This is a genomic window from Rhodococcus sp. NPDC058639 (assembly GCF_042717545.1).
In the GTDB taxonomy this organism is placed as follows: Bacteria; Actinomycetota; Actinomycetes; order Mycobacteriales; family Mycobacteriaceae; genus Rhodococcus.
Genome location: NZ_JBHXRF010000009.1, coordinates 186329 through 205689 on the forward strand (window position 1 = coordinate 186329; position 19361 = coordinate 205689).

16 protein-coding genes are annotated in these 19361 nt (G+C 67.3%); 6 read left to right on the forward strand and 10 right to left on the reverse strand.

The genetic code is table 11. The features are described 5' to 3' along the window. Window positions 1-81 precede the first annotated feature (81 nt). The 4 genes from ectA (at window position 82) to ACFWU2_RS18890 (ending at window position 3408) form a co-directional block, all read left to right on the forward strand. The gene (ectA, locus tag ACFWU2_RS18875; protein ID WP_169620512.1) at window positions 82-600 is read left to right on the forward strand and encodes a diaminobutyrate acetyltransferase; all 519 of its coding nucleotides are present in this window, start codon (window positions 82-84) and stop codon (window positions 598-600) included. 61 nt (window positions 601-661) lie between these two features. Then, window positions 662-1945 carry a diaminobutyrate--2-oxoglutarate transaminase gene (gene ectB / locus ACFWU2_RS18880; RefSeq protein ID WP_378609355.1) on the forward strand — a complete coding sequence of 428 codons (1284 nt, stop codon included), beginning with the start codon at window positions 662-664 and terminating at the stop codon, window positions 1943-1945. Window positions 1946-2000: 55 nt separating this feature from the next. Beyond that, window positions 2001-2399 carry an ectoine synthase gene (locus tag ACFWU2_RS18885; protein WP_169620510.1) on the forward strand — a complete coding sequence of 133 codons (399 nt, stop codon included), beginning with the start codon at window positions 2001-2003 and terminating at the stop codon, window positions 2397-2399. A gap of 73 nt (window positions 2400-2472) precedes the next feature. Continuing rightward, window positions 2473-3408 carry a D-isomer specific 2-hydroxyacid dehydrogenase family protein gene (locus ACFWU2_RS18890; RefSeq protein ID WP_378609357.1) on the forward strand — a complete coding sequence of 312 codons (936 nt, stop codon included), beginning with the start codon at window positions 2473-2475 and terminating at the stop codon, window positions 3406-3408. A 21-nt stretch (window positions 3409-3429) separates the two neighbouring features. On the opposite strand, the gene ligD is transcribed toward ACFWU2_RS18890, so the two are convergent. Further along, a complete protein-coding gene (ligD, locus tag ACFWU2_RS18895; RefSeq protein ID WP_378609360.1) occupies window positions 3430-4392 on the reverse strand; it encodes a non-homologous end-joining DNA ligase in 963 nt (320 codons plus the stop codon). A gap of 129 nt (window positions 4393-4521) precedes the next feature. On the opposite strand from ligD, the gene ACFWU2_RS18900 reads away from it, so the two are divergent. Together ACFWU2_RS18900 and ACFWU2_RS18905 are read left to right on the forward strand one after the other, a co-directional pair. After that, the gene (locus ACFWU2_RS18900; protein WP_378609363.1) at window positions 4522-6060 is read left to right on the forward strand and encodes an ATP-dependent DNA ligase; all 1539 of its coding nucleotides are present in this window, start codon (window positions 4522-4524) and stop codon (window positions 6058-6060) included. 5 nt (window positions 6061-6065) lie between these two features. Beyond that, window positions 6066-6917, forward strand: a complete 852-nt coding sequence (locus tag ACFWU2_RS18905; RefSeq protein WP_378609366.1) for an NAD-dependent protein deacetylase — start codon at window positions 6066-6068, stop codon at window positions 6915-6917. Window positions 6918-6920: 3 nt separating this feature from the next. Here ACFWU2_RS18905 and proB read toward each other — a convergent pair whose 3' ends face one another. The 9 genes from proB to ACFWU2_RS18950 form a co-directional block, all read right to left on the reverse strand. Continuing rightward, a complete protein-coding gene (gene proB, locus ACFWU2_RS18910; protein WP_378609368.1) occupies window positions 6921-8021 on the reverse strand; it encodes a glutamate 5-kinase in 1101 nt (366 codons plus the stop codon). 17 nt (window positions 8022-8038) lie between these two features. Further along, a complete protein-coding gene (obgE, locus tag ACFWU2_RS18915) occupies window positions 8039-9496 on the reverse strand; it encodes a GTPase ObgE (RefSeq protein ID WP_378609371.1) in 1458 nt (485 codons plus the stop codon). 169 nt (window positions 9497-9665) lie between these two features. Continuing rightward, complete coding sequence (rpmA, locus tag ACFWU2_RS18920) at window positions 9666-9929, reverse strand: 50S ribosomal protein L27 (RefSeq protein WP_169620503.1); 264 nt, start codon at window positions 9927-9929, stop codon at window positions 9666-9668. 37 nt (window positions 9930-9966) lie between these two features. Further along, window positions 9967-10278 (reverse strand): 50S ribosomal protein L21, encoded by a 312-nt coding sequence (rplU, locus tag ACFWU2_RS18925; RefSeq protein ID WP_072698676.1) that lies wholly within the window; start codon window positions 10276-10278, stop codon window positions 9967-9969. 219 nt (window positions 10279-10497) lie between these two features. After that, complete coding sequence (locus ACFWU2_RS18930; protein WP_378609374.1) at window positions 10498-13935, reverse strand: translation initiation factor IF-2 N-terminal domain-containing protein; 3438 nt, start codon at window positions 13933-13935, stop codon at window positions 10498-10500. A 456-nt stretch (window positions 13936-14391) separates the two neighbouring features. Next, window positions 14392-14811 carry a nucleoside-diphosphate kinase gene (gene ndk, locus ACFWU2_RS18935; protein ID WP_296550942.1) on the reverse strand — a complete coding sequence of 140 codons (420 nt, stop codon included), beginning with the start codon at window positions 14809-14811 and terminating at the stop codon, window positions 14392-14394. Window positions 14812-14827: 16 nt separating this feature from the next. Then, entirely contained in the window at window positions 14828-15157 is a 330-nt protein-coding gene (locus ACFWU2_RS18940; RefSeq protein WP_378609529.1) for a DUF4233 domain-containing protein, read from the reverse strand. Window positions 15158-15228: 71 nt separating this feature from the next. Beyond that, the gene (locus ACFWU2_RS18945; protein WP_378609378.1) at window positions 15229-16650 is read right to left on the reverse strand and encodes a bifunctional folylpolyglutamate synthase/dihydrofolate synthase; all 1422 of its coding nucleotides are present in this window, start codon (window positions 16648-16650) and stop codon (window positions 15229-15231) included. After that, complete coding sequence (locus ACFWU2_RS18950; RefSeq protein ID WP_378609532.1) at window positions 16647-19310, reverse strand: valine--tRNA ligase; 2664 nt, start codon at window positions 19308-19310, stop codon at window positions 16647-16649. Before ACFWU2_RS18950 ends, ACFWU2_RS18945 begins: the two co-directional genes overlap by 4 nt. Window positions 19311-19361 lie beyond the last annotated feature (51 nt).

The following is a 19361-nucleotide window of genomic DNA, read 5'->3' on the forward strand; positions in this document are numbered from 1 at the left end:
TGCACGAAGCGCGGACTTTAGCACCCGAGCCAGGCGAAACGGGTGAATTCGACATCAAATCTTGTTAAGTTACGAGGACTTATGAAGCCCGTTACGGAGAGTAGTACCCCATCTGTAGAGCCGGCTGAATTGAGTTTCCGGAGTCCGCGCATCGCCGACGGAAAAAGGCTGTGGCAGATCGCCCGCGACTCCCAGGTACTCGATGTCAATTCCGGTTACGCGTATGTGTTGTGGTGCCGTGATTTCGCCGAATCTTCCGTGGTCGCCACCGACGAGCACGACCGCGCCGTCGGTTTCGTGACCGGATACCTGCGACCCGAGTCGCCACAGACGTTGTTCGTGTGGCAGGTCGCTGTCGACGCCGATCAGCGCGGTCGTGGCGTCGCAGGCCGCATGCTGGACACGCTGCTCGACAGGCTCGCGCCCCTCGGCGTCACCCGCCTCGAGACCACGGTGAGTCCCGACAACGCCGCGTCGATCGCGATGTTCACCGCATTGGCTCGCCGCCGCGGAACCCATATCACCCGGAGCGATTTGTTCGCGCCCGACGATTTTCCGGATTCTCATCTGGCTGAGGATCTTTACACGATCGGAGAGTGATCACCCGAGATTCGGGTATCGATCACTTCGAGTTTCTTATATATCGCAGGAGGACCACCACATGACCATCCTGGAACACAAGCCCGGCACGACGGGCGATACGGATATCTTCACGCATCTCGAGTCGGAAGTGCGCAGCTACAGCCGCACCTGGCCCACCGTATTCGAAAAGGCGTCCGGATCCTGGCTCCGCAGTGAAAGCGGCAAGGATTATCTCGACTTCTTCGCAGGCGCCGGCGCCCTCAATTACGGCCACAACAACCCGGTCCTCAAGTCCGCGCTCGTGGACTACATCATGAGCGACGGCATCACCCACGGCCTCGACATGAACACCGTCGCGAAGCGGCGACTGCTCGAGACGTTCGAACAGCTCGTGCTCAAGCCCCGAGGGCTCGACTACAAGGTCCAGTTCCCCGGTCCTACCGGCACGAACTCGGTCGAGGCCGCACTCAAGCTGGCCCGCAAGGTGACCGGGCGTGAGTCGGTCATCAACTTCACCAACGCCTTCCACGGTATGACGCTCGGTGCGCTGTCGGTTACGGGCAACTCCATGAAGCGCGCGGGTGCCGGTGTTCCGCTGGTGCACGCGACCCCGATGCCGTTCGACAACTACTTCAACGGAGTCACCGAGGACTTCCAGTGGTTCTCCCGCGTGCTCGACGACGCCGGCAGCGGACTCAACCGCCCCGCCGCGGTCATCGTCGAGACCGTTCAGGGTGAAGGCGGCGTCAATATCGCCCGGCCCGAATGGCTTCGCGCGCTAGCGGATCTGTGCCAGGAACGCGACATCCTGCTGATCGTCGACGACGTGCAGATGGGCTGCGGCCGCACCGGCCCGTTCTTCTCCTTCGAGATCGCAGGGATCACCCCCGACATCGTCACGTTGTCGAAGTCGATCGGTGGCTACGGCCTGCCTTTGGCACTGACACTGTTCAAGCGCGAACTCGACGTCTGGGGTCCCGGCGAGCACAACGGCACCTTCCGCGGGAACAACCCGGCGTTCGTCACCGCTACCGCTGCCCTCGAGCACTACTGGGCCGACGACAAGCTCGAGCGCGAAACGCTGCGCAAGGGCGAGCGCATCCGGCAGACATTCATGAACCTGTCCGACATGTTCGACGGCGTCTCCACGCGCGGTCGCGGTCTCGTCCAGGGACTGGTGTTCGAGAAGCACGAGAACGCACAGAAGGTCTGCGCGCTCGCCTTCGAGGAAGGTCTTCTCGCCGAGACCTCGGGACCGTCCGACGAGGTGGTCAAGCTCCTTCCGCCGCTGACCATCAGTGACGACGAACTGGAGTTCGGACTGAACATCCTCGCCGAGGCCACCGCCAAGGTGCAGGCCTGAGCGCAGTCCGCTCCCCTTCCCGAGAAACCCTCACCCTTAAGGATTTTCGACACCCATGATCGTTCGTACGACTGAAGAGATCACCGGTACCGATCGCGACGTCACGTCCGAAGACGGCAACTGGACCAGCAAGCGGATCGTGCTCGCCGGCGACAAGGTCGGTTTCTCGTTCCACGAGACCACCATCAAGGCGGGCACCGTCAACGAATTCCACTACGCGAACCACATCGAGGCGGTGTGGCTGGTGGAAGGCGAGGGCACCCTCCAGGATCTGGACAACGACGTGGAGTACGAGCTGGGTCCGGGTTCGATGTACCTGCTCAACGGCCACGAACGCCACCGCGTCCTGCCGCGCACGACGATGCGGATGATGTGCGTATTCAATCCCCCGGTGACGGGTCGCGAGGTCCACGACGAGAACGGTGTCTACCCGCTCGTCGAGGAACCTGCCTGATACCCACCGGGGTGGTCGCCGCGCGCGACGCGAGCACGTGACCAATTGCGGGGCGGACGCTTAGAGTCGGATCATGACTTTCGAGCGTTCGCCCCGCATTGCTGTCGGTCCGGCACCGGACGAGCGTTTCGTCCGGGCCGTCACCAGCGGCGGTGGGATCGTGTGCGGTCTCGAGGATGCTCCCGATGCGCTCGTCTGGACCGGAGACCCCGACTCGTTCCCCGACTCGCTCCCCCCGTCGGTGCGCTGGGTTCAGCTACCGGCCGCCGGGGTCGAGCGGTGGCTCTCGGAAGGGATCATCCGCGCCCATCCGCAGGTGACCTGGACCTCGGCTGCGGGTGCATATTCGGCCGCCGTGGCCGAGCACGCGCTCATGCTGCTGCTCGCCGGGGCGCGGGCACTGCCGGCTCACCTTGCGGCAACCTCCTGGAAGTCCGAGGCCTTCTTTCCCACGCTCGGGACGTTGCGAGGGTCCACCATCGGCATCATCGGTGCCGGTGGCATCGGCCGGGCGCTGATCCCCATGCTCGCGGCACTGGGCGCACGCGCCCTGGCCGTGACCCGCAGCGGCCGTCCCGTACCCGGCGCTGTCGAAACCTACCCCGTCGAGAGGATCGACGAGATCTGGCACCTCGCAGATCATTTCGTCGTCGCCGCACCGTCCACCACCGAGACGGAACAACTCGTCGGCGCCTCGGAACTCGCCGCCATGAAACCCACTGCGTGGGTGATCAACGTCGCCCGGGGACGCCTCATCGATACCGATGCACTGGTGGAGGCGCTACGACAGGGCACCATCGCGGGAGTGGGTCTGGATGTCACCGACCCGGAACCTCTCCCCGACGGTCACCCCCTCTGGTCGATGCCGAACGCGATGATCACGCCCCACGACTCCAACCCCCCGGCGGTACGCATCCCCGCCTACCTCGAGCACGTCACGGAGAACGTCACACGGTTCGCGTCCGGGCTCGATCTCGTCGCCGTGATCGACCCGAGCGCCGGGTACTGAGCGCCACCGACCGGTGCGGGTTCACGAACCGGCGCGACCGATGTTCCCGTTCTCTGCCTCGTCCCGGTCGGCCCATTCGAGAAGAGCGTCGAGCGAGAAGACGGCGTCGTCGATCCCCGCGTGCAGGTCCCCGTATTTCGCGAACCGGTCCGGGACGGTCGCGACGGTGAATTCCCGGGGGTCGACGTCGGGCACTTCGTCCCAGCTGACCGGCGTCGAGACACGGGCGTCGGCCACACCACGAATCGAATACGCGCTCGCGAGGGTGTGGTCGCGCGCGTTCTGGTTGTAATCGACGAACACGGCCGACTGGTCGCGGTCCTTACGCCACCACGTGGTCGTCACGTCCCGGGGCGCACGTCGTTCTACTTCGCGCGCGAATGCCCATGCGGCCCGGCGTACGTCGTCGAACCCCCATCGGGGCTCGATCCGGACGTAGACGTGCAGTCCCCGACCACCCGACGTCTTCGGCCAGCCGACCGCGCCCAGTTCGCCGAGGACTTCCTGTACCACCCCGGCCACGCGCACCACGCGATCGAATCCGCAGTCGGGCATCGGGTCCAGGTCGATACGCCACTCGTCGGGACGTTCGACATCGGCGCGGCGCGAGTTCCAGGGATGGAACTCGACCGTGGACATCTGGACGGCCCACACGACGTCGGCGACGCGGGTGACGCACAACTCGTCTGCATCGCGGTTGTAGCGCGGGAAGTGGACCCGGACGGTGTCCACCCAGTCCGGCGCGCCATGTGGAAGCCGCTTCTGATGCACCTTCTCCCCCTCGATGCCGGAGGGGAACCGATGCAGCATGCACGGCCGTTCCCGCAATGCGCGGACGACGCCGTCGCCCACGGCCAGGTAATAGTTCGCGATGTCGAGCTTGGTGACACCGACTTCGGGGAAATACACGCGCTCAGGATGCGACAGCCGAACCGCACGCCCGTCCACTTCGAGTTCGACGGCCTCCGACGAGTCCTTCCCCATGCGGTCCCTCCTCGTGTACCCACGGGCCACCGCGTGCGGCCCGCCGGCGTGCACCCATCCTCGCGCGCCGGACACCACGCCGCAGCACTTTCCGGTGCCGTGATCCCTGCCGCGCGTTACCGTCGAGCTGTGCTGCTCGAGAGCGTGGTCGAGACATCGAACGCAGTGGCGGGGACCCGGTCACGGCGCGCGAAGACCGAGGCGTTGCGCGCATTGCTCGTGCGCGCCGATCCGGCCGAAGTCGAATCGGTGGTGTCGTGGCTGTCCGGGGAGCTGGCCCAGGGACGGATCGGAGTCGGATTCCGCACGCTCGCGGGCCTCGATCTGTCGCCGGCCACCACGGCCACGCTCGAGGTCTCCGAGGTGGCCGCGACCCTCGACTCTCTCGCGACGATGTCGGGCCCGGGTTCGGCTGCGACACGTCGAGCACAGCTCGACGAGTTGTTCTCACGCGCAACCGCCGGCGAACAGCATTTCCTCGTTCGTCTACTCGGCGGCGATCTACGCCAGGGGGCGCTCGAAGGGGTGATGACCGATGCCGTGGCCGCGGCAGCAGGACTGCCCGTCGACGCGGTGCGGCGCGCCTTCATGCTCTCCGGACGGCTCAGCGGTACGGCGGCGGCCGCCTTCGAGGGCGGGCTCGACGCCCTCGCCGCGTTCCGGATCGAGGTGGGCCGACCGGTACGGCCCATGCTCGCCTCGCCGGCCGAGTCCCTCACCTCGGCGCTCACCGAACTCGGTGGCGAGGTGAGTGTGGAGTACAAACTCGACGGCGCACGGATCCAGGTGCATCGTGCGGGAGACGAGGTACGGGTCTTCACGCGTACGTTGCGCGATATCACCGGGTCCGTACCGGAACTGGTCGACCTCGTCGCGGGCCTGCCGTGCACCAGTGTGGTACTCGATGGGGAGACGCTCGCCCTGACCGATTCCGGCCGCCCCCGCCCCTTCCAGGAGACCATGAGCCGATTCGGCGCACGCAGCGAACGCGAACTGCTGCTGCATCCGTACTTCTTCGACTGCCTGCACCTCGACGGAGACGACCTTCTCGACGCTCCCCTGTCCGAACGACTCGCCGCCCTCGACCGCGTGGCCGCAGGACACCGGATACCTGCGGTGACGGCGCCCGACCCGGAGCGTGCGCAGGCGCACCTCGCGGCGTCGCTCGATCACGGGCACGAAGGCGTCATGGTGAAGTCCCTCACGTCGCCCTACAACGCGGGTCGACGCGGACGCGCGTGGCAGAAGGTCAAACCCGAGCACACACTCGATCTGGTGGTGCTGGCCGCCGAATGGGGTTATGGGCGCCGGACCGGATACCTGTCGAACCTGCATCTGGGCGCGCGCGATCCCGGCGGCGGCCCGCCGATCATGGTGGGAAAGACGTTCAAGGGTCTCACCGACGAGTTGCTGCGGTGGCAGACAGCCGAATTCCCGCTGCACGAGTCGCACCGGGACGAGCACACCGTCTATCTCGAACCGCGACTGGTGGTGGAGATCGAACTCGACGGGGCCCAGGTCAGCACGCGCTATCCGGGCGGGGTGGCGCTCAGATTCGCGCGGGTACTGCGTTACCGCCCGGACAAGTCCCCGGCAGAGGCAGACACGATCGACGCGGTGCGTGCACTGCTCCCCCGCTCGCCGGTCGGCAACGACGGCCTACCGTAGAAGGGGTGATCGACGTTCGACCTTCCCTCGACTCGCTGTGGTCCCTGGTGGACGGCAGACGGGTCGCCGTGCTCACCGGCGCCGGCGTCTCCACCGACTCGGGCATTCCGGACTACCGCGGGCCGGATTCTCCGCCGCGTAACCCGATGACGATCCAGCAGTTCGTCGGAGACCCGGTGTTCCGGCGCCGCTACTGGGCACGCAACCACGTGGGCTGGAAGCATATGGACGCGGCCCGCCCCAACCACGGTCACCGCGCTCTGGCTGCGCTCGAGCGCGCCGGGTGCGTCACCGGCGTGATCACCCAGAATGTCGATCTCCTGCACACCAAGGCGGGCAGTCGCCGCGTCATCGATCTGCACGGCACCTATGCCCAGGTTCGCTGCCTGGCCTGTCAGCACCGCATCTCCCGATTCACCCTCCACGAACGCCTCACGGGCGCCAACCCGGGTTTTGCCGAACGCGCCCGCGCGATCACGGGACTCGAGGTGGCGCCCGACGCGGACGCGGTCGTCGCCGACACCGACGGCTTCGTCGTGGTCGACTGCGAACGATGTGGCGGGATGCTGAAACCGGACATCGTGTACTTCGGCGAGATCGTGCCCCGGCCACGAGTTGACGACGCCTTCCAGGTGATCGATGAGGCCGACGCACTCGTCGTCGCCGGCAGTTCCCTGACCGTGCAGTCCGGGTTGCGGTTCGTGCGGCACGCCGTTGCACGCGACATTCCCGTGGTGATCATCAACCGGGGACCCACACGCGGCGACTCTCTCGCCGCACTCAAGATCGAGGCCGGAACGTCGGAATCGCTCGCGGCGTTGACATCCCGCGTCACCGAGCCGACACCGACTGCGTAACAGCTAGATTCGCACCAGATCGTCCGCGTGCACCACGGGACGATGCAAATCGGCCGGCAGGTTTCGGGTGGAGAAACCGATCATGAAATCGAGTTCGGCAACGTCGTAGGCGACCACGCCGCGGGCCACGGTGCGGCCGTCCGGAGCAATGAGGGCGACAACATCGCCGGCGTGGAAATTGCCACTGGTACCGGTGATTCCGGCGGGGAGCAACGACCTGCGGCGATCGACGACCGCACGGACCGCTCCCTCGTCGAGATGCAGCGCTCCGTGCGTGTCGGCGGCGTGCCGCACCCAGAACAGTCGAGCAGACAGACGATCGGGACGCGCCGAGAACGCCGTCCCGACATCCGCGGTGGTCAGTGCGCGGGCGGCGTCCGACGCCGCGGCAAGCAGCACCGGCACACCGGAGTCCGCGGCGAGCCGCGCAGCGGACAGCTTGGAGGCCATTCCCCCGGTGCCGAGTGCGCCGCCCGACCCCGCGACGACACCGTCGAGGTCTTCCGGACTGGTGACCTCCGGAATGAAGTGGGCCTCGCCCTTCCGTGGATCACCGTCGTACAGTCCGTCGACGTCGGACAACAGGATGAGCGCGTCCGCACCGACGAGATGCGCGACGAGAGCCGCGAGCCGGTCGTTGTCACCGAACCGCAGTTCCGCGGTCGCGACGGTGTCGTTCTCGTTCACGATCGGCACGGCCCCGAGGGCGCGCAGGCGATCGAGGGTGCGCTGGGCGTTCCGGTGCTGGGTGCGGCGGGCGATGTCGTCCGCGGTAAGAAGCACCTGCCCGACGGTCCGGTCGTACCGGGCGAACGACGTGCCCCACGCGTGAGCGAGGGCGAGCTGTCCGACGCTGGCCGCCGCCTGCTTCGTGGCCAGATCGCGGGGCCGCGTGGTGAGTCCCAGCGGCGCGAGCCCGGCACCGACTGCACCCGACGACACCACCACCACGCTCGAACCCGACCGCATCCGCGACTCGATCGCGTCGGCGAGCCGGTCGAGCCTGCCACGATCGAGGCCGCCCACCAGACTGGTGATCGCCGACGAGCCGATCTTGACCACCACGCTGCGTGCGTCGGAGATGACCTCTCGCGTGTCGCTCACAACTCTCCTCGAAAAGATCAGAAGTCGTCGTCGTCGGAAGCGAGACCCCGACGGACCTTCTTGGCATGGCGGCGTTCTTCGGCGCCGACACGATCGACCTGGTCCAGGCGGGCGTCGGTGCCTCGGCCGGTGCGCACGACGTCGACGCCGGCCGCGGTCTGCGGTTCCCAGTCGAAGCTGACGTCACCGATGGTGACCGAGGCTCCGGGCTCCGCACCCATCTTGACCAGCTTGGCCTCGACGCCGAGCCGTGCCAGCCGGTCGGCGAGATAGCCCACGGCTTCGTCGTTGTCGAATGCCGTCTGGCGGACCCAGCGCTCGGGGCGCTCGCCGCGGACGATGAATCCACCGGGAACTTCAGGATCGGGAACGACGGTGAAGCCGGTCTCGTTGCGCGCGATCGGGCGGAGCACCGGACGGGTGGGCTCCGCGGGCGGATGCGCCTCGCGGTATTCCTCGACCATCTTCGCCAGCGCGAACGTGAGGGGCCGCAGACCCTCGTGGGTCACCGCGGACACGGTGAACACCGGCCAGCCGCGCTTCTCGAACTCGGGCAGGACGAACTCGGCGAGTTCGGCGGCGTCGGGAACATCGGCCTTGTTGAGGACGACGATGCGGGGCCGATCCGCGAGGTCACCGAGGCTGTTGTCGCCGGACAGGGCGGGCTGGTACGCCGCGAGTTCGGCTTCGAGAGCATCGACGTCGGAGATCGGATCGCGGCCCGGGTCCATGGTCGCGCAGTCCACGACGTGCGCGAGCACCGCGCAGCGCTCGATGTGCCGGAGGAAATCGAGGCCGAGACCGCGGCCCTGGCTTGCGCCCGGGATCAGTCCGGGCACATCGGCGACGGTGAAGGTGGTGTCGCCGGACTGGACCACACCGAGGTTCGGAACGAGCGTGGTGAACGGGTAGTCGGCGATCTTGGGCTTGGCCGCGGACAGCACGGACACGAGCGACGACTTGCCTGCCGACGGGAACCCGACCAGACCGACATCCGCGACGGACTTCAGTTCCAGGACGAGTTCACGTTCTTCGCCCTCCTCGCCGAGCAGCGCGAAGCCGGGGGCCTTGCGTGCCTTGGAGGCCAGGGACGCGTTACCCAGGCCGCCCCGGCCGCCCTGCGCGGCGATGAACCGGCTGCCGACACCGACGAGGTCGGCGAGGACGTTGCCGTCGGTATCGAGCACGACGGTGCCGTCCGGGACCTCGAGCACCAAATCGTTGCCGTTGGCACCGCTGCGGTTGCCGCCGGCACCCTGCGTGCCGGCGGTGGCCTTCGCGTGCTGGTGGAAGTGGAAGTCGAGCAGCGTGTGGACGTTGCCGCTCACCTCGAGGACGACATCACCGCCGTTTCCTCCGTTGCCGCCGTCCGGGCCGCCGAGGGGCTTGAACTTCTCGCGATGGACGGAGGCACAACCGTTGCCACCCTTACCGGCGCTGACGTGCAGCACAACCCGGTCGATGAAGCGGGACATGGATGGACCTCTTTCCGTGCGAGAACTGGCGAAGCTTCCCGATAAGTACTGGCGAAACGTGCTGTGTGGAAAACCAACAAGGGCGGGACAGGGTGTGTGCGACCCTGGCCCGCCCCTATTGGGAGTATGTCGCGAGGAAACCCTCGCAGTGTCCTGTTCGGACGGCAGATCAGGCGTCTGCCGCGACCGGGACGATGTTGACCGTCTTGCGTCCACGCTTGGTGCCGAACTCGACAGCACCCGCCTCGAGGGCGAACAGCGTGTCGTCGCCGCCGCGTCCCACGTTCACACCGGGGTGGAAGTGGGTGCCGCGCTGACGCACCAGGATCTCACCGGCGCTGACGGACTGGCCGCCGAAACGCTTGACGCCGAGGCGCTGGGCGTTCGAATCGCGACCGTTACGGGAGCTTGATGCACCCTTCTTGTGTGCCATGACGAACCCTCCTGGGGGTTGAAGCTCGAAGCTCGAGTTACTTGATGCCGGTGACCTTGACGACCGTCAGCTTCTGACGGTGGCCCTGGCGCTTGTGGTACCCGGTCTTGTTCTTGAACTTGTGGATGTGGATCTTCGGGCCCTTGGTTTGCTCGACGATCTCGGCGGTGACCGATACCTTCGCCAGCTTGTCGGCGTCGGTGGTCAGCTCGGATCCGTCGACGACGAGGACCGGAGCAAGCGAGACAGCAGCGCCGGGCTCACCCTCGATCTTCTCGACCTTGACGAGGTCGCCTTCAGCGACCTTGTACTGCTTACCGCCGGTCTTGACGATCGCGTACGTTGCCATCGGACGGCTACCCCTTGCTTCTTCGAACGTGCTCGCGCCACAGTCTTGCGGTCGCGACTGGTCTGTATGGTGCTTACTCGGTCCCGCCGCCATCCTGAATCCAGGCGCGGCTGGGCAGTATCGCCGAGTAGCGACTGAACAAGATTACGGGAAAGTGGCGGCCAGGGTCAAACCGGGCCGAGCTCCCCGGACCGGCATCGGCCGGTCCGGGGAGTCCCGTCATGCTTCCGCGTCTACGGGCGGACCCGCAGGGCGTCCCGCAGCCCGCCGTGAACGTGTCCTGCGGACCACCTTGACGGCCGGTTCGTCGGCGCTCGGAGACGCGTCCTCGGGCGCGGACACCGGCGCGGCAGCCGGAGGTGTCACCGGCGTCGAGTCGGCGGCCGGGGCCGGCAGGACGATCACCGTCGCAGCGGCGTCCGCGTCCCCCGCAGGTGCTGCCGCGCGTGCCACACGGCGCGCACGACGACGACGGGGAGCGGGCTCCGTGTCCGATTCCGGTGCGGAAACCTTCTCCGCCTCAACGCTCTTCGGGGTCGCCTTCTCGACCGCAGCCTCGGCGGCAGCGATCTCCTCAGCGATCTCCTCCGGCTCGTCCGCAGGGGTCGTGACCGTGGTCGCGTCCTCTCCGGTGCCGGATTCGCTCCGGGCGACGTCGGCGATCCGGCCGGGATCGGCTGCCCGCAACGGCTCGGAGATCTTCACCGGGTCGGCATCCTGGTCGGCCGGTGTCTTCGCCGCCGGAGCGTCTGCTCCCCCGGTCGTCGCGTACTCGGCGACAGGAGCGTCCGCGGAGTCGGCGACAGGAGCGTCGGCGACAGGAGCGTCGGCGGACTCGGAATCGCTGTGCTCCGGATGGTGCGCGGCCATGGCGAGCGCCACAGGATGAGCCGCGCGCCTGGCCAGTTCCTCCTGCGAGGGTGCCGGGGCCGTGGTCTCTTCCACAACAACCTCGACGACGGGTTCCGGAGCACTCTTGTCGCGCCCACGCTTGCGCCGCGAACCACCGCTCTGCGAACGCGTCGATTCCTCGTGCGGCTTGGACTCGATCGGCTCCGAGTGCACGATGATGCCGCGTCCGTTGCAATGCTCACAGGTGGTGGAGAACGCCTCGACCAAACCGGTACCGAGACGCTTGCGCGTCATCTGCACCAGTCCCAGCGAGGTGACTTCCGACACCTGATGTCGGGTGCGGTCCCGTCCGAGGGCTTCGGTGAGACGGCGCAGCACCAGGTCGCGGTTGGACTCGAGGACCATGTCGATGAAGTCGACCACGATCATGCCGCCGATGTCGCGCAGCCGCATCTGGCGGACGACCTCTTCCGCCGCTTCGATGTTGTTGCGGGTGACGGTTTCCTCGAGGTTGCCGCCCGAGCCGGTGAACTTGCCCGTGTTGACGTCGACGACGGTCATTGCTTCGGTGCGGTCGATCACGAGCGTGCCGCCCGAGGGCAACCACACCTTGCGGTCGAGCGCCTTCGCCAGCTGTTCGTCGATGCGGTGGGCACCGAACACGTCCACCGAGTTGTTGGAGCGGTACCGCTCCGCGCGCGGCAGCAGGTCGGGTGCGACCGTGCGGATGTAGGACTCGACCGTGTTCCAGGCGTTGTCGCCCTCGATGACCAGCTTCGAGAAGTCCTCGTTGAACAGGTCGCGGACGACCTTCACAAGAAGGTCGGGCTCCTCGTACAGGGCCTTCGGCTGCCCGGAGGCTTCGGCCTGCACCTTGTCGGCCTGGGCGCTGATCGTGTCCCACTGCGACTGCAGACGGGTCACGTCGTGCGCCAGTTCGTCCTCGCTGACGCCTTCCGCAGCGGTGCGGATGATGACCCCGGCTTCTGCCGGAACGATCTCGCGGAGGATGTCCTTGAGCCGCTTGCGCTCGGTGTCCGGTAGCTTCCGGCTGATCCCGGTCGACGATCCACCCGGGACGTAGACGAGGAATCGGCCGGCCAGGCTGATCTGGGTGGTCAGACGCGCGCCCTTGTGGCCGACGGGGTCCTTGCTGACCTGGACCACCACCATGTCGCCCGGCTTGAGCGCCTGCTCGATCTTGCGGGAGTTTCCTCCCAGGCCGGCAGCCTCCCAGTTGACCTCACCGGCATAGAGCACGCCGTTGCGGCCGCGTCCGATGTCGATGAACGCCGCCTCCATGGACGGCAGCACGTTCTGCACGCGGCCGAGGTAGATGTTGCCGACCATCGACGCCGACCCGGAGGTCGTGACGAAGTGCTCGACGAGGATGCCGTCTTCGAGCACGGCGACCTGCGTCATTCCCGCATGGGCACCGGAGGTGCGCTCGCGCACCACCATGACCCGGTCCACGGACTCACGGCGTGCCAGGAACTCCGACTCGGTGAGGATCGGGGGACGGCGACGTCCGGCTTCCCGACCGTCCCGGCGACGCTGCCGCTTGGCTTCGAGGCGCGTCGAGCCGCTGATGCCCTGCACCTCGTCCTTGACGCGCGCCTTGGGCCGCGGCTCCCGCTCGTGCACGACGGTGGGAACTGCATCGTCGTCGTTGGGCGTGTCGGTGTCGGAATCGGCCGATCCGCGGCGACGCCGGCGGCGGCGACGACGACGCGACGTGCCGTCGCTGTGCTCGTCGTCATCGGAGTCGTCGTCCGAGTCGGCGTGGTCCGACTTGCTCTGGTCCGACTTGCTCTGGTCCGACGGCTCCTCGTCGGCCGCGGCCGGCTTGCCGTTCCGGTCGTCGTCCGAGTCGGCCGCGGGGCCGGTCTCGGTCCGGTCGTCGTCCTTGCCGCTCTTGTCCTCGTGCTCGGAGGAGGTGTCGTCGTGCTGATCGTTCTCGCCGCTGTCACCGCGTCCGCGGCCACGGCCCCGACGTCCACGGCGGCGGCGACGCGGATGCTCGTCCTGGTCGTCGTCGTCCGGACCCTGGGCCCGGCCGCCATCGGAGCCCGTGTCACCCGCGGGGACCTCGTCGGCCTGCTCGGCCGGCGCCTCGGCTCCGGCGACCTTGTCGGATGTGGTCTCGGGCGTCTTCCGGGAAGTCTTCTCAGCGGTTTTCTCGACGGTCTGCTCGTCGATGTCCTTCGCCGCTGCGCCTCGGCGGGCGCGGCGGCGGCGCGGACGGACCGGTTCGTCGTCGGCGTCCTCGTCCGCAGGCGCGGGTACGACCGGCTGCAGGAACAGCGGTGCGGCGACCGTGTCGGCTACCGGCTCCGGCGGCGCGAACAACGGGGTGTGCTGCTCCGGGGACGTGAACAGACCGGTGGGTCCACCGATCGACGTCTCCTGGACGGGCTCGTCCTTCTCCGCGACCTTCGGCTCCGGGGAGAGCACCGGCTCTGCGGTGTGAGCGAGGGTTGTGTCGTCCGGCGGCTCGGCGGCCGGAGCCTCGGGTGCGTGAGCCTCGGTGCGTCCCTCAGGAGCGGCCGGAGCGGCAGGCTCGGAAGCGCCGCTCAGTGCGGCGTACACCTCTCGGGCGACGTCGCGGTGCAGCGTGGCGTGCGCGCTGCTGAGGGCGGTCCCGAGCTCGGTGGCTTTCGCGATCACCTGCTTGCTGGTGAGTCCCAGCATCTTGGCGAGCGCGTGCACGCGAATTTTCGCGGGCAGGTTCGGTGCCTCGGTGCCGTCGGCGACGACGTCCGCGGATTCGATGGAATTGTTCTCCGGCGGCTCTTGATCGGCCACGTAAGTCTCCTAAGCCCCCGGGCGCGTCCATCACCGACTCGTGCGATGTGAGCGGCCACGCGAGGGCGCTGCTTGTATGCCCGCGCCTGGGGGCGCGAGATCATCCGGTCTCGCATCGCACGGTCGTCCGGTGCCCGTTATCACTGCACGGCCGAGCGATGCCTGGCTTGATCGCGGTTCGAGCGCCGGAACATCCAGCATGTCGCGGAGCGAGGTGGTTCCTTCGTCCTCGGCCACAGCGATGTCGGGCATCGATCCGTGATGTCGTTCGGTCGCCCCGGACGGGTTTCGCACGGTGCAACCTTCCCCAGTATCCCACACAGGGGTGCGCGGATACGCCAACGGCGCCCCGCGGGGCGCCGTCGGTCGATATCGGGAACGTTGATTCGTGTCGTCGCGGACGGTTTCCGCACGACACCGGGGCGGCAGCGGGACGGCCCGCCACCCGTCGGTGGGCTAGTTACCGGCGAGGGCCGGGAACCACAGTGCGATCTCGCGTTCGGCCGACTCGACGGAGTCGGATCCGTGGACGAGGTTCTCGCCCGGATCGAGACCGAGATCTCCCCGGATCGAGCCCGGAACAGCCTTCTCCACCGGATCGGTTCCGCCGGCGAGCTGACGGAACGCCGCGATTGCACGCGGGCCCTCGAGTACCGCGGCCACGAGAGGTCCGCCGGTGATGAACTCGATCAGCGAGTCGTAGAAGGGCTTGCCCTCGTGCTCCGCATAGTGGGCCGCCGCGACCTCGACAGGGGCGACACGCAGCTCGAGAGCCACGATGTCCAGTCCCTTGCGCTCGATTCGCGACAGGATTTCTCCGACGTGACGGCGGGCAACGCCGTCGGGCTTGATCAGTACCAGGGTGCGCTCAGTCACGCGACAAGCGTAGAGGTCAGCCTCGCTGGCCCGGCAGCAGACCCCTCGATTCGCGATCCTTGATGTCCTTGCGCAGGTAGAGCAGGTAGGCCCAGACCACACCGAAGAGCACGCCGACCGCGCCGAGCGCCGGATCGAGGAGGAAACCGAGCAGGACGAGACCTTGCAGCGTGAGGTTGAACGGAATCGCCCACGAGCGTCCCTGCACTCCCGCCCCGAGGATCATGAGCACCGCGAGCCCGACGACGTACCCGCCCGACAGCGCGGTCAGGCCGCCGCCGAGGGTCGCGATCACCGGAAGCACCAGCAGTACGACGATCGCTTCGAGAACGAGGGTCCCGGCCATCACGCCCCGGAAACCCTTCCAGGGGTCCTTGGTCGGCGGTCCGAACTCCGGTTCCGCCGGGTTCTGGTTGGTCACGCGGGTTCCTTTCCGAACAGACTGCGGGCAGCACCTGCGGTCACCACCGAGCCGGTCACCACGACGCCCGCACCCGATACTGCCTCACCGGGTTCGCCGACTTCCTCGGCGATCGCGATTGCGGTCTCGATCGCGTCGGGCAGTGTCCCCGCGGTCACGACCCGTTCGTCGCCGAACCGCGCGACAGCGATGTTCGCGAGATCCTCGACGTCCATCGCCCGGGGCGAGCCGTTGTGGGTGACGACGATTTCGTCGAAGACCGGCTCGAGCGCCTCGATGAGACCTGCCACATCCTTGTCGGCCATGACGCTGACCACGCCGACCAGTTTGCGGAAGTCGAACTCGTCGGCGAGCGCGGCCGCGAGCGCCTTCGCGCCGTGCGGATTGTGGGCCGCGTCGAGGAAGACGGTCGGTGCGTTGCGCACGCGCTCGAGGCGTCCGGGATTGACGACCGAGGCGAAGGCCTCGCGCACCGCCTCGACGTCGAGTTGCTTCTGCGGGCCGGCGCCGAAGAACGCTTCGACGGCAGCCAAGGCCACCACGGCGTTGTGCGCCTGGTGCTCACCGTGGAGCGGCAGAAAGATGTCGGTGTAGACCCCGCCGAGCCCCTGGAGGTCGAGTTGCTGTCCTCCCACGGCCACGGCACGTCGCGCCACCGCGAACTCGGAGCCTTCGCGAGCAACGGCGGCATCTGCTTCGACGGCCTGCCGGAGCAGGACGTCCATCGCCTCGGGCTCCTGTTGCGCGATGACGGCGACAGTGTCGCGCGGGACCAGATCGTCGCTCCGGGCCTTCTTGATGATTCCGGCCTTCTCCCCCGCGATCTCGGTGAGCGTCTCGCCGAGGTATCCGGTGTGGTCGATTCCGATCGGGGTGATCACCGCGACCTGACCGGTGACCACGTTGGTCGCGTCCCAGCGTCCCCCGAGGCCCACCTCCACGACCGCAACGTCGACCGGTGCGTCCGCGAACGCCGCGAACGCCATCGCGGTGGTCACCTCGAACTTGCTCATCTTGGGTCCGCCGGCCGCCTCGGATTGCTCGTCGACCATGCGCACATACGGTTCGATGTCGCGGTAGGTGTCGACATAGGTGCGCGGTGACACCGGCGCGCCGTCGATACTGATCCGCTCCGTCGCGAGTTGCAGGTGCGGGCTCGTAGTGCGGCCCACACGATGATGCATCCGGGTCAGCAGAGCGTCGATCATCCGGGCGACGGACGTTTTGCCGTTGGTGCCCGCCACGTGGATCGACGGATAGTTGTTCTGCGGCGAACCGAGAATGTCCATCAGCGCCGCGATCCGCGCCAGCGACGGTTCGATCTTGGTCTCGGGCCAGCGCTGGTCGAGTTCCGCCTCGACCAGCGCCAGTTCGGCGACGTCGACCGGGGACTGTCCCCCGGAATTGTCGGTGGTCACGCCTGGCCCAACTCCTTCAGTCGCGCGTCGATGCGAGCGATCTCTTCCTCGGCGACCTGCTTGCGCGCACGGATCTTCGCAACGACAGGCTCGGGCGCTTTCGCAAGGAACGCATCGTTGGACAGCTTGCCGGAGGTGGCCGCGAGATCCTTTTCCGCCGCGGCGAGATCCTTACGCAGACGTGCGATTTCGGCTCCGATGTCGATGCTGCCCGAGGTGTCGAGCTCGACGGTGACGGTCGCACGGGACAGACGGACCTCGATGGACGCCGTCGCTGCGAATCCGTCCTCGGGATCGGTGAGACGCGCCAGCGACCGCACCGCGGGAACCTGGGCGACGAGGTCCGCGCCGTCGATCCCCTCGAGCCTGGCCGCGACCTTCTGCGACGGCTTGAGGCCCTGGTCGCTGCGGAACCGGCGGATCTCCGTGATGAGCTTCTGCATGTCCTCGACGCGGCGCAGTGCGTCCGCGTCGGCGGGCACGCCACTCGCGACCGGCCAGGATGCGATCACCAGCGACTCGCCGCCGGTGAGCACCTTCCACAGTGTTTCGGTGACGAACGGGATGACCGGGTGCAGCATCCGCAGCAACTGGTCGAGCACGGTTCCGAGCACGGCCTTGGTGTGTGCGCTTCTGACGTCACCGTCCACGAACTGCACCTTGGCGAGCTCGAGGTACCAGTCGCACACCTCGTCCCACGCGAAGTGGTACAGCGCCTCGCACGCCTTGGAGAATTCGAACTTCTCGAAGGCCTCGTCGACCTCTGCGCGTACCTGGTCGAGCCGGTCGAGGATCCACCGGTCGGCGTCGGTGAGGTCGCCGCGCGCCGGGACCTCGCTCACCACAGCGCCGTTCATGAGCGCGAACTTGGTGGCGTTGAACAGCTTGTTCGCGAAGTTGCGGGAGGACTGTGCGTGATCCTCGCCGACGGAAAGGTCGGCACCCGGGTTCGCGCCGCGCGCGAGGGTGAAGCGCAGTGCGTCGGCGCCGAAACGGTCGACCCAGTCCAGTGGGTCGATGCCGTTGCCGCGCGACTTCGACATCTTCTTGCCGAACTGGTCGCGCACGAGTCCGTGCAGGAACAAATCTTTGAACGGCACCTTGCCGCCGTTCACCGCGTCGTCGCCGGCGACGTAGGTGCCGAACATCATCATGCGGGCGACCCAGAAGAACAGGATGTCGTAGCCGGTGACGAGAACGCTGGTGGGGTAGAACTTTTCGAGTTCAGGCGTCTTGTCGGGCCAGCCCATCGTCGAGAACGGCCACAGTCCGGAGGAGAACCAGGTGTCGAGGACGTCGGGGTCCTGCTCCCAGCCTTCGGGTGCGGTTTCGTCCGGACCGAAGCACTGCACTTCGCCGTCGGGGCCGTACCAGATCGGGATGCGATGACCCCACCACAACTGCCGCGAGATGCACCAGTCGTGCATGTTGTCGACCCAGGCGAACCAGCGCGGTTCCTGGCTCTTGGGGTGAATGACCATGTCGCCGTTACGCACTGCGTCGCCGGCGGCTCCGGCAAGCTTGTCGACCTTGACCCACCACTGCATCGACAGGCGCGGCTCGATGGTCTCGCCGGACCGCTCGGAGTGGCCGACGCTGTGGATGTACGGGCGCTTCTCGGCGACGACGCGGCCCTGTTCGGCGAGTTCCTCACGAATCTTCACACGTGCTTCGAAGCGGTCCATTCCGTCGAAACGTGTTCCGCTGTCTGCGATCTTGCCCGTCTTGTCCATGATGGTGGGCATCGGCAGGTTGTGTCGCAGCCCCATCTCGAAGTCGTTGGGATCGTGCGCGGGGGTGATCTTCACCGCACCGGTCCCGAATTCGGGATCGACGTACTCGTCGGCGATCACCGGGATCTGCCGTCCGGTGATCGGGTGGTAGATCGTGGTTCCCACGAGGTGCTTGTAGCGCTCGTCCTCGGGGTGCACCGCGACCGCGGTGTCACCGAGCATCGTCTCGACACGGGTGGTGGCGACGATGACGTGCGGCTCGGCGTCGTCGAGCGAGCCGTAGCGCAGCGACACGAGTTCGCCTTCGACCTCCTCGAACTTGACCTCGATGTCGGAGATCGCCGTCTGCAGCACCGGTGACCAGTTGACCAGGCGCTCGGCACGGTAGATCAGGCCGTCGTCGTACATGCGCTTGAAGATCGTCTGCACGGCGCGGGAGAGACCCTCGTCCATCGTGAAGCGATCACGCGACCAGTCGACGCCGTCGCCGATACGTCGCATCTGGCCCTGGATGGTGCCGCCGGATTCGCGCTTCCACTCCCACACCTTGTCGATGAACAGCTCGCGGCCGAAGTCTTCCTTCGTCTTGCCGTCGACGGCGAGTTGCTTCTCCACCACGGTCTGGGTCGCGATGCCCGCGTGGTCCATACCTGGGAGCCAGAGCACCTCACAGCCCTGCATGCGCTTGCGACGGGTCAGCGCGTCCATCAGGGTGTGGTCGAGCGCGTGACCCATGTGCAGGCTGCCCGTGACGTTCGGGGGCGGGAGCACGATGGAGTAGCCGGGCTTGTCGCTTCCCGGGTCCGCCTCGAAGTAACCGGCGTCCACCCACCCCTGATAGAGCTCGGCCTCGACAGCGCTGGGGTCCCAGCTCTTGGGGAGGGCATCTGCGGGATTCTGGGGGTTCTCTGGCGCACTGGTCACCAGCCAATCGTAAGCGTCGAGCACAAACCGGCTGGACACGGCCCGTCCGCCGCC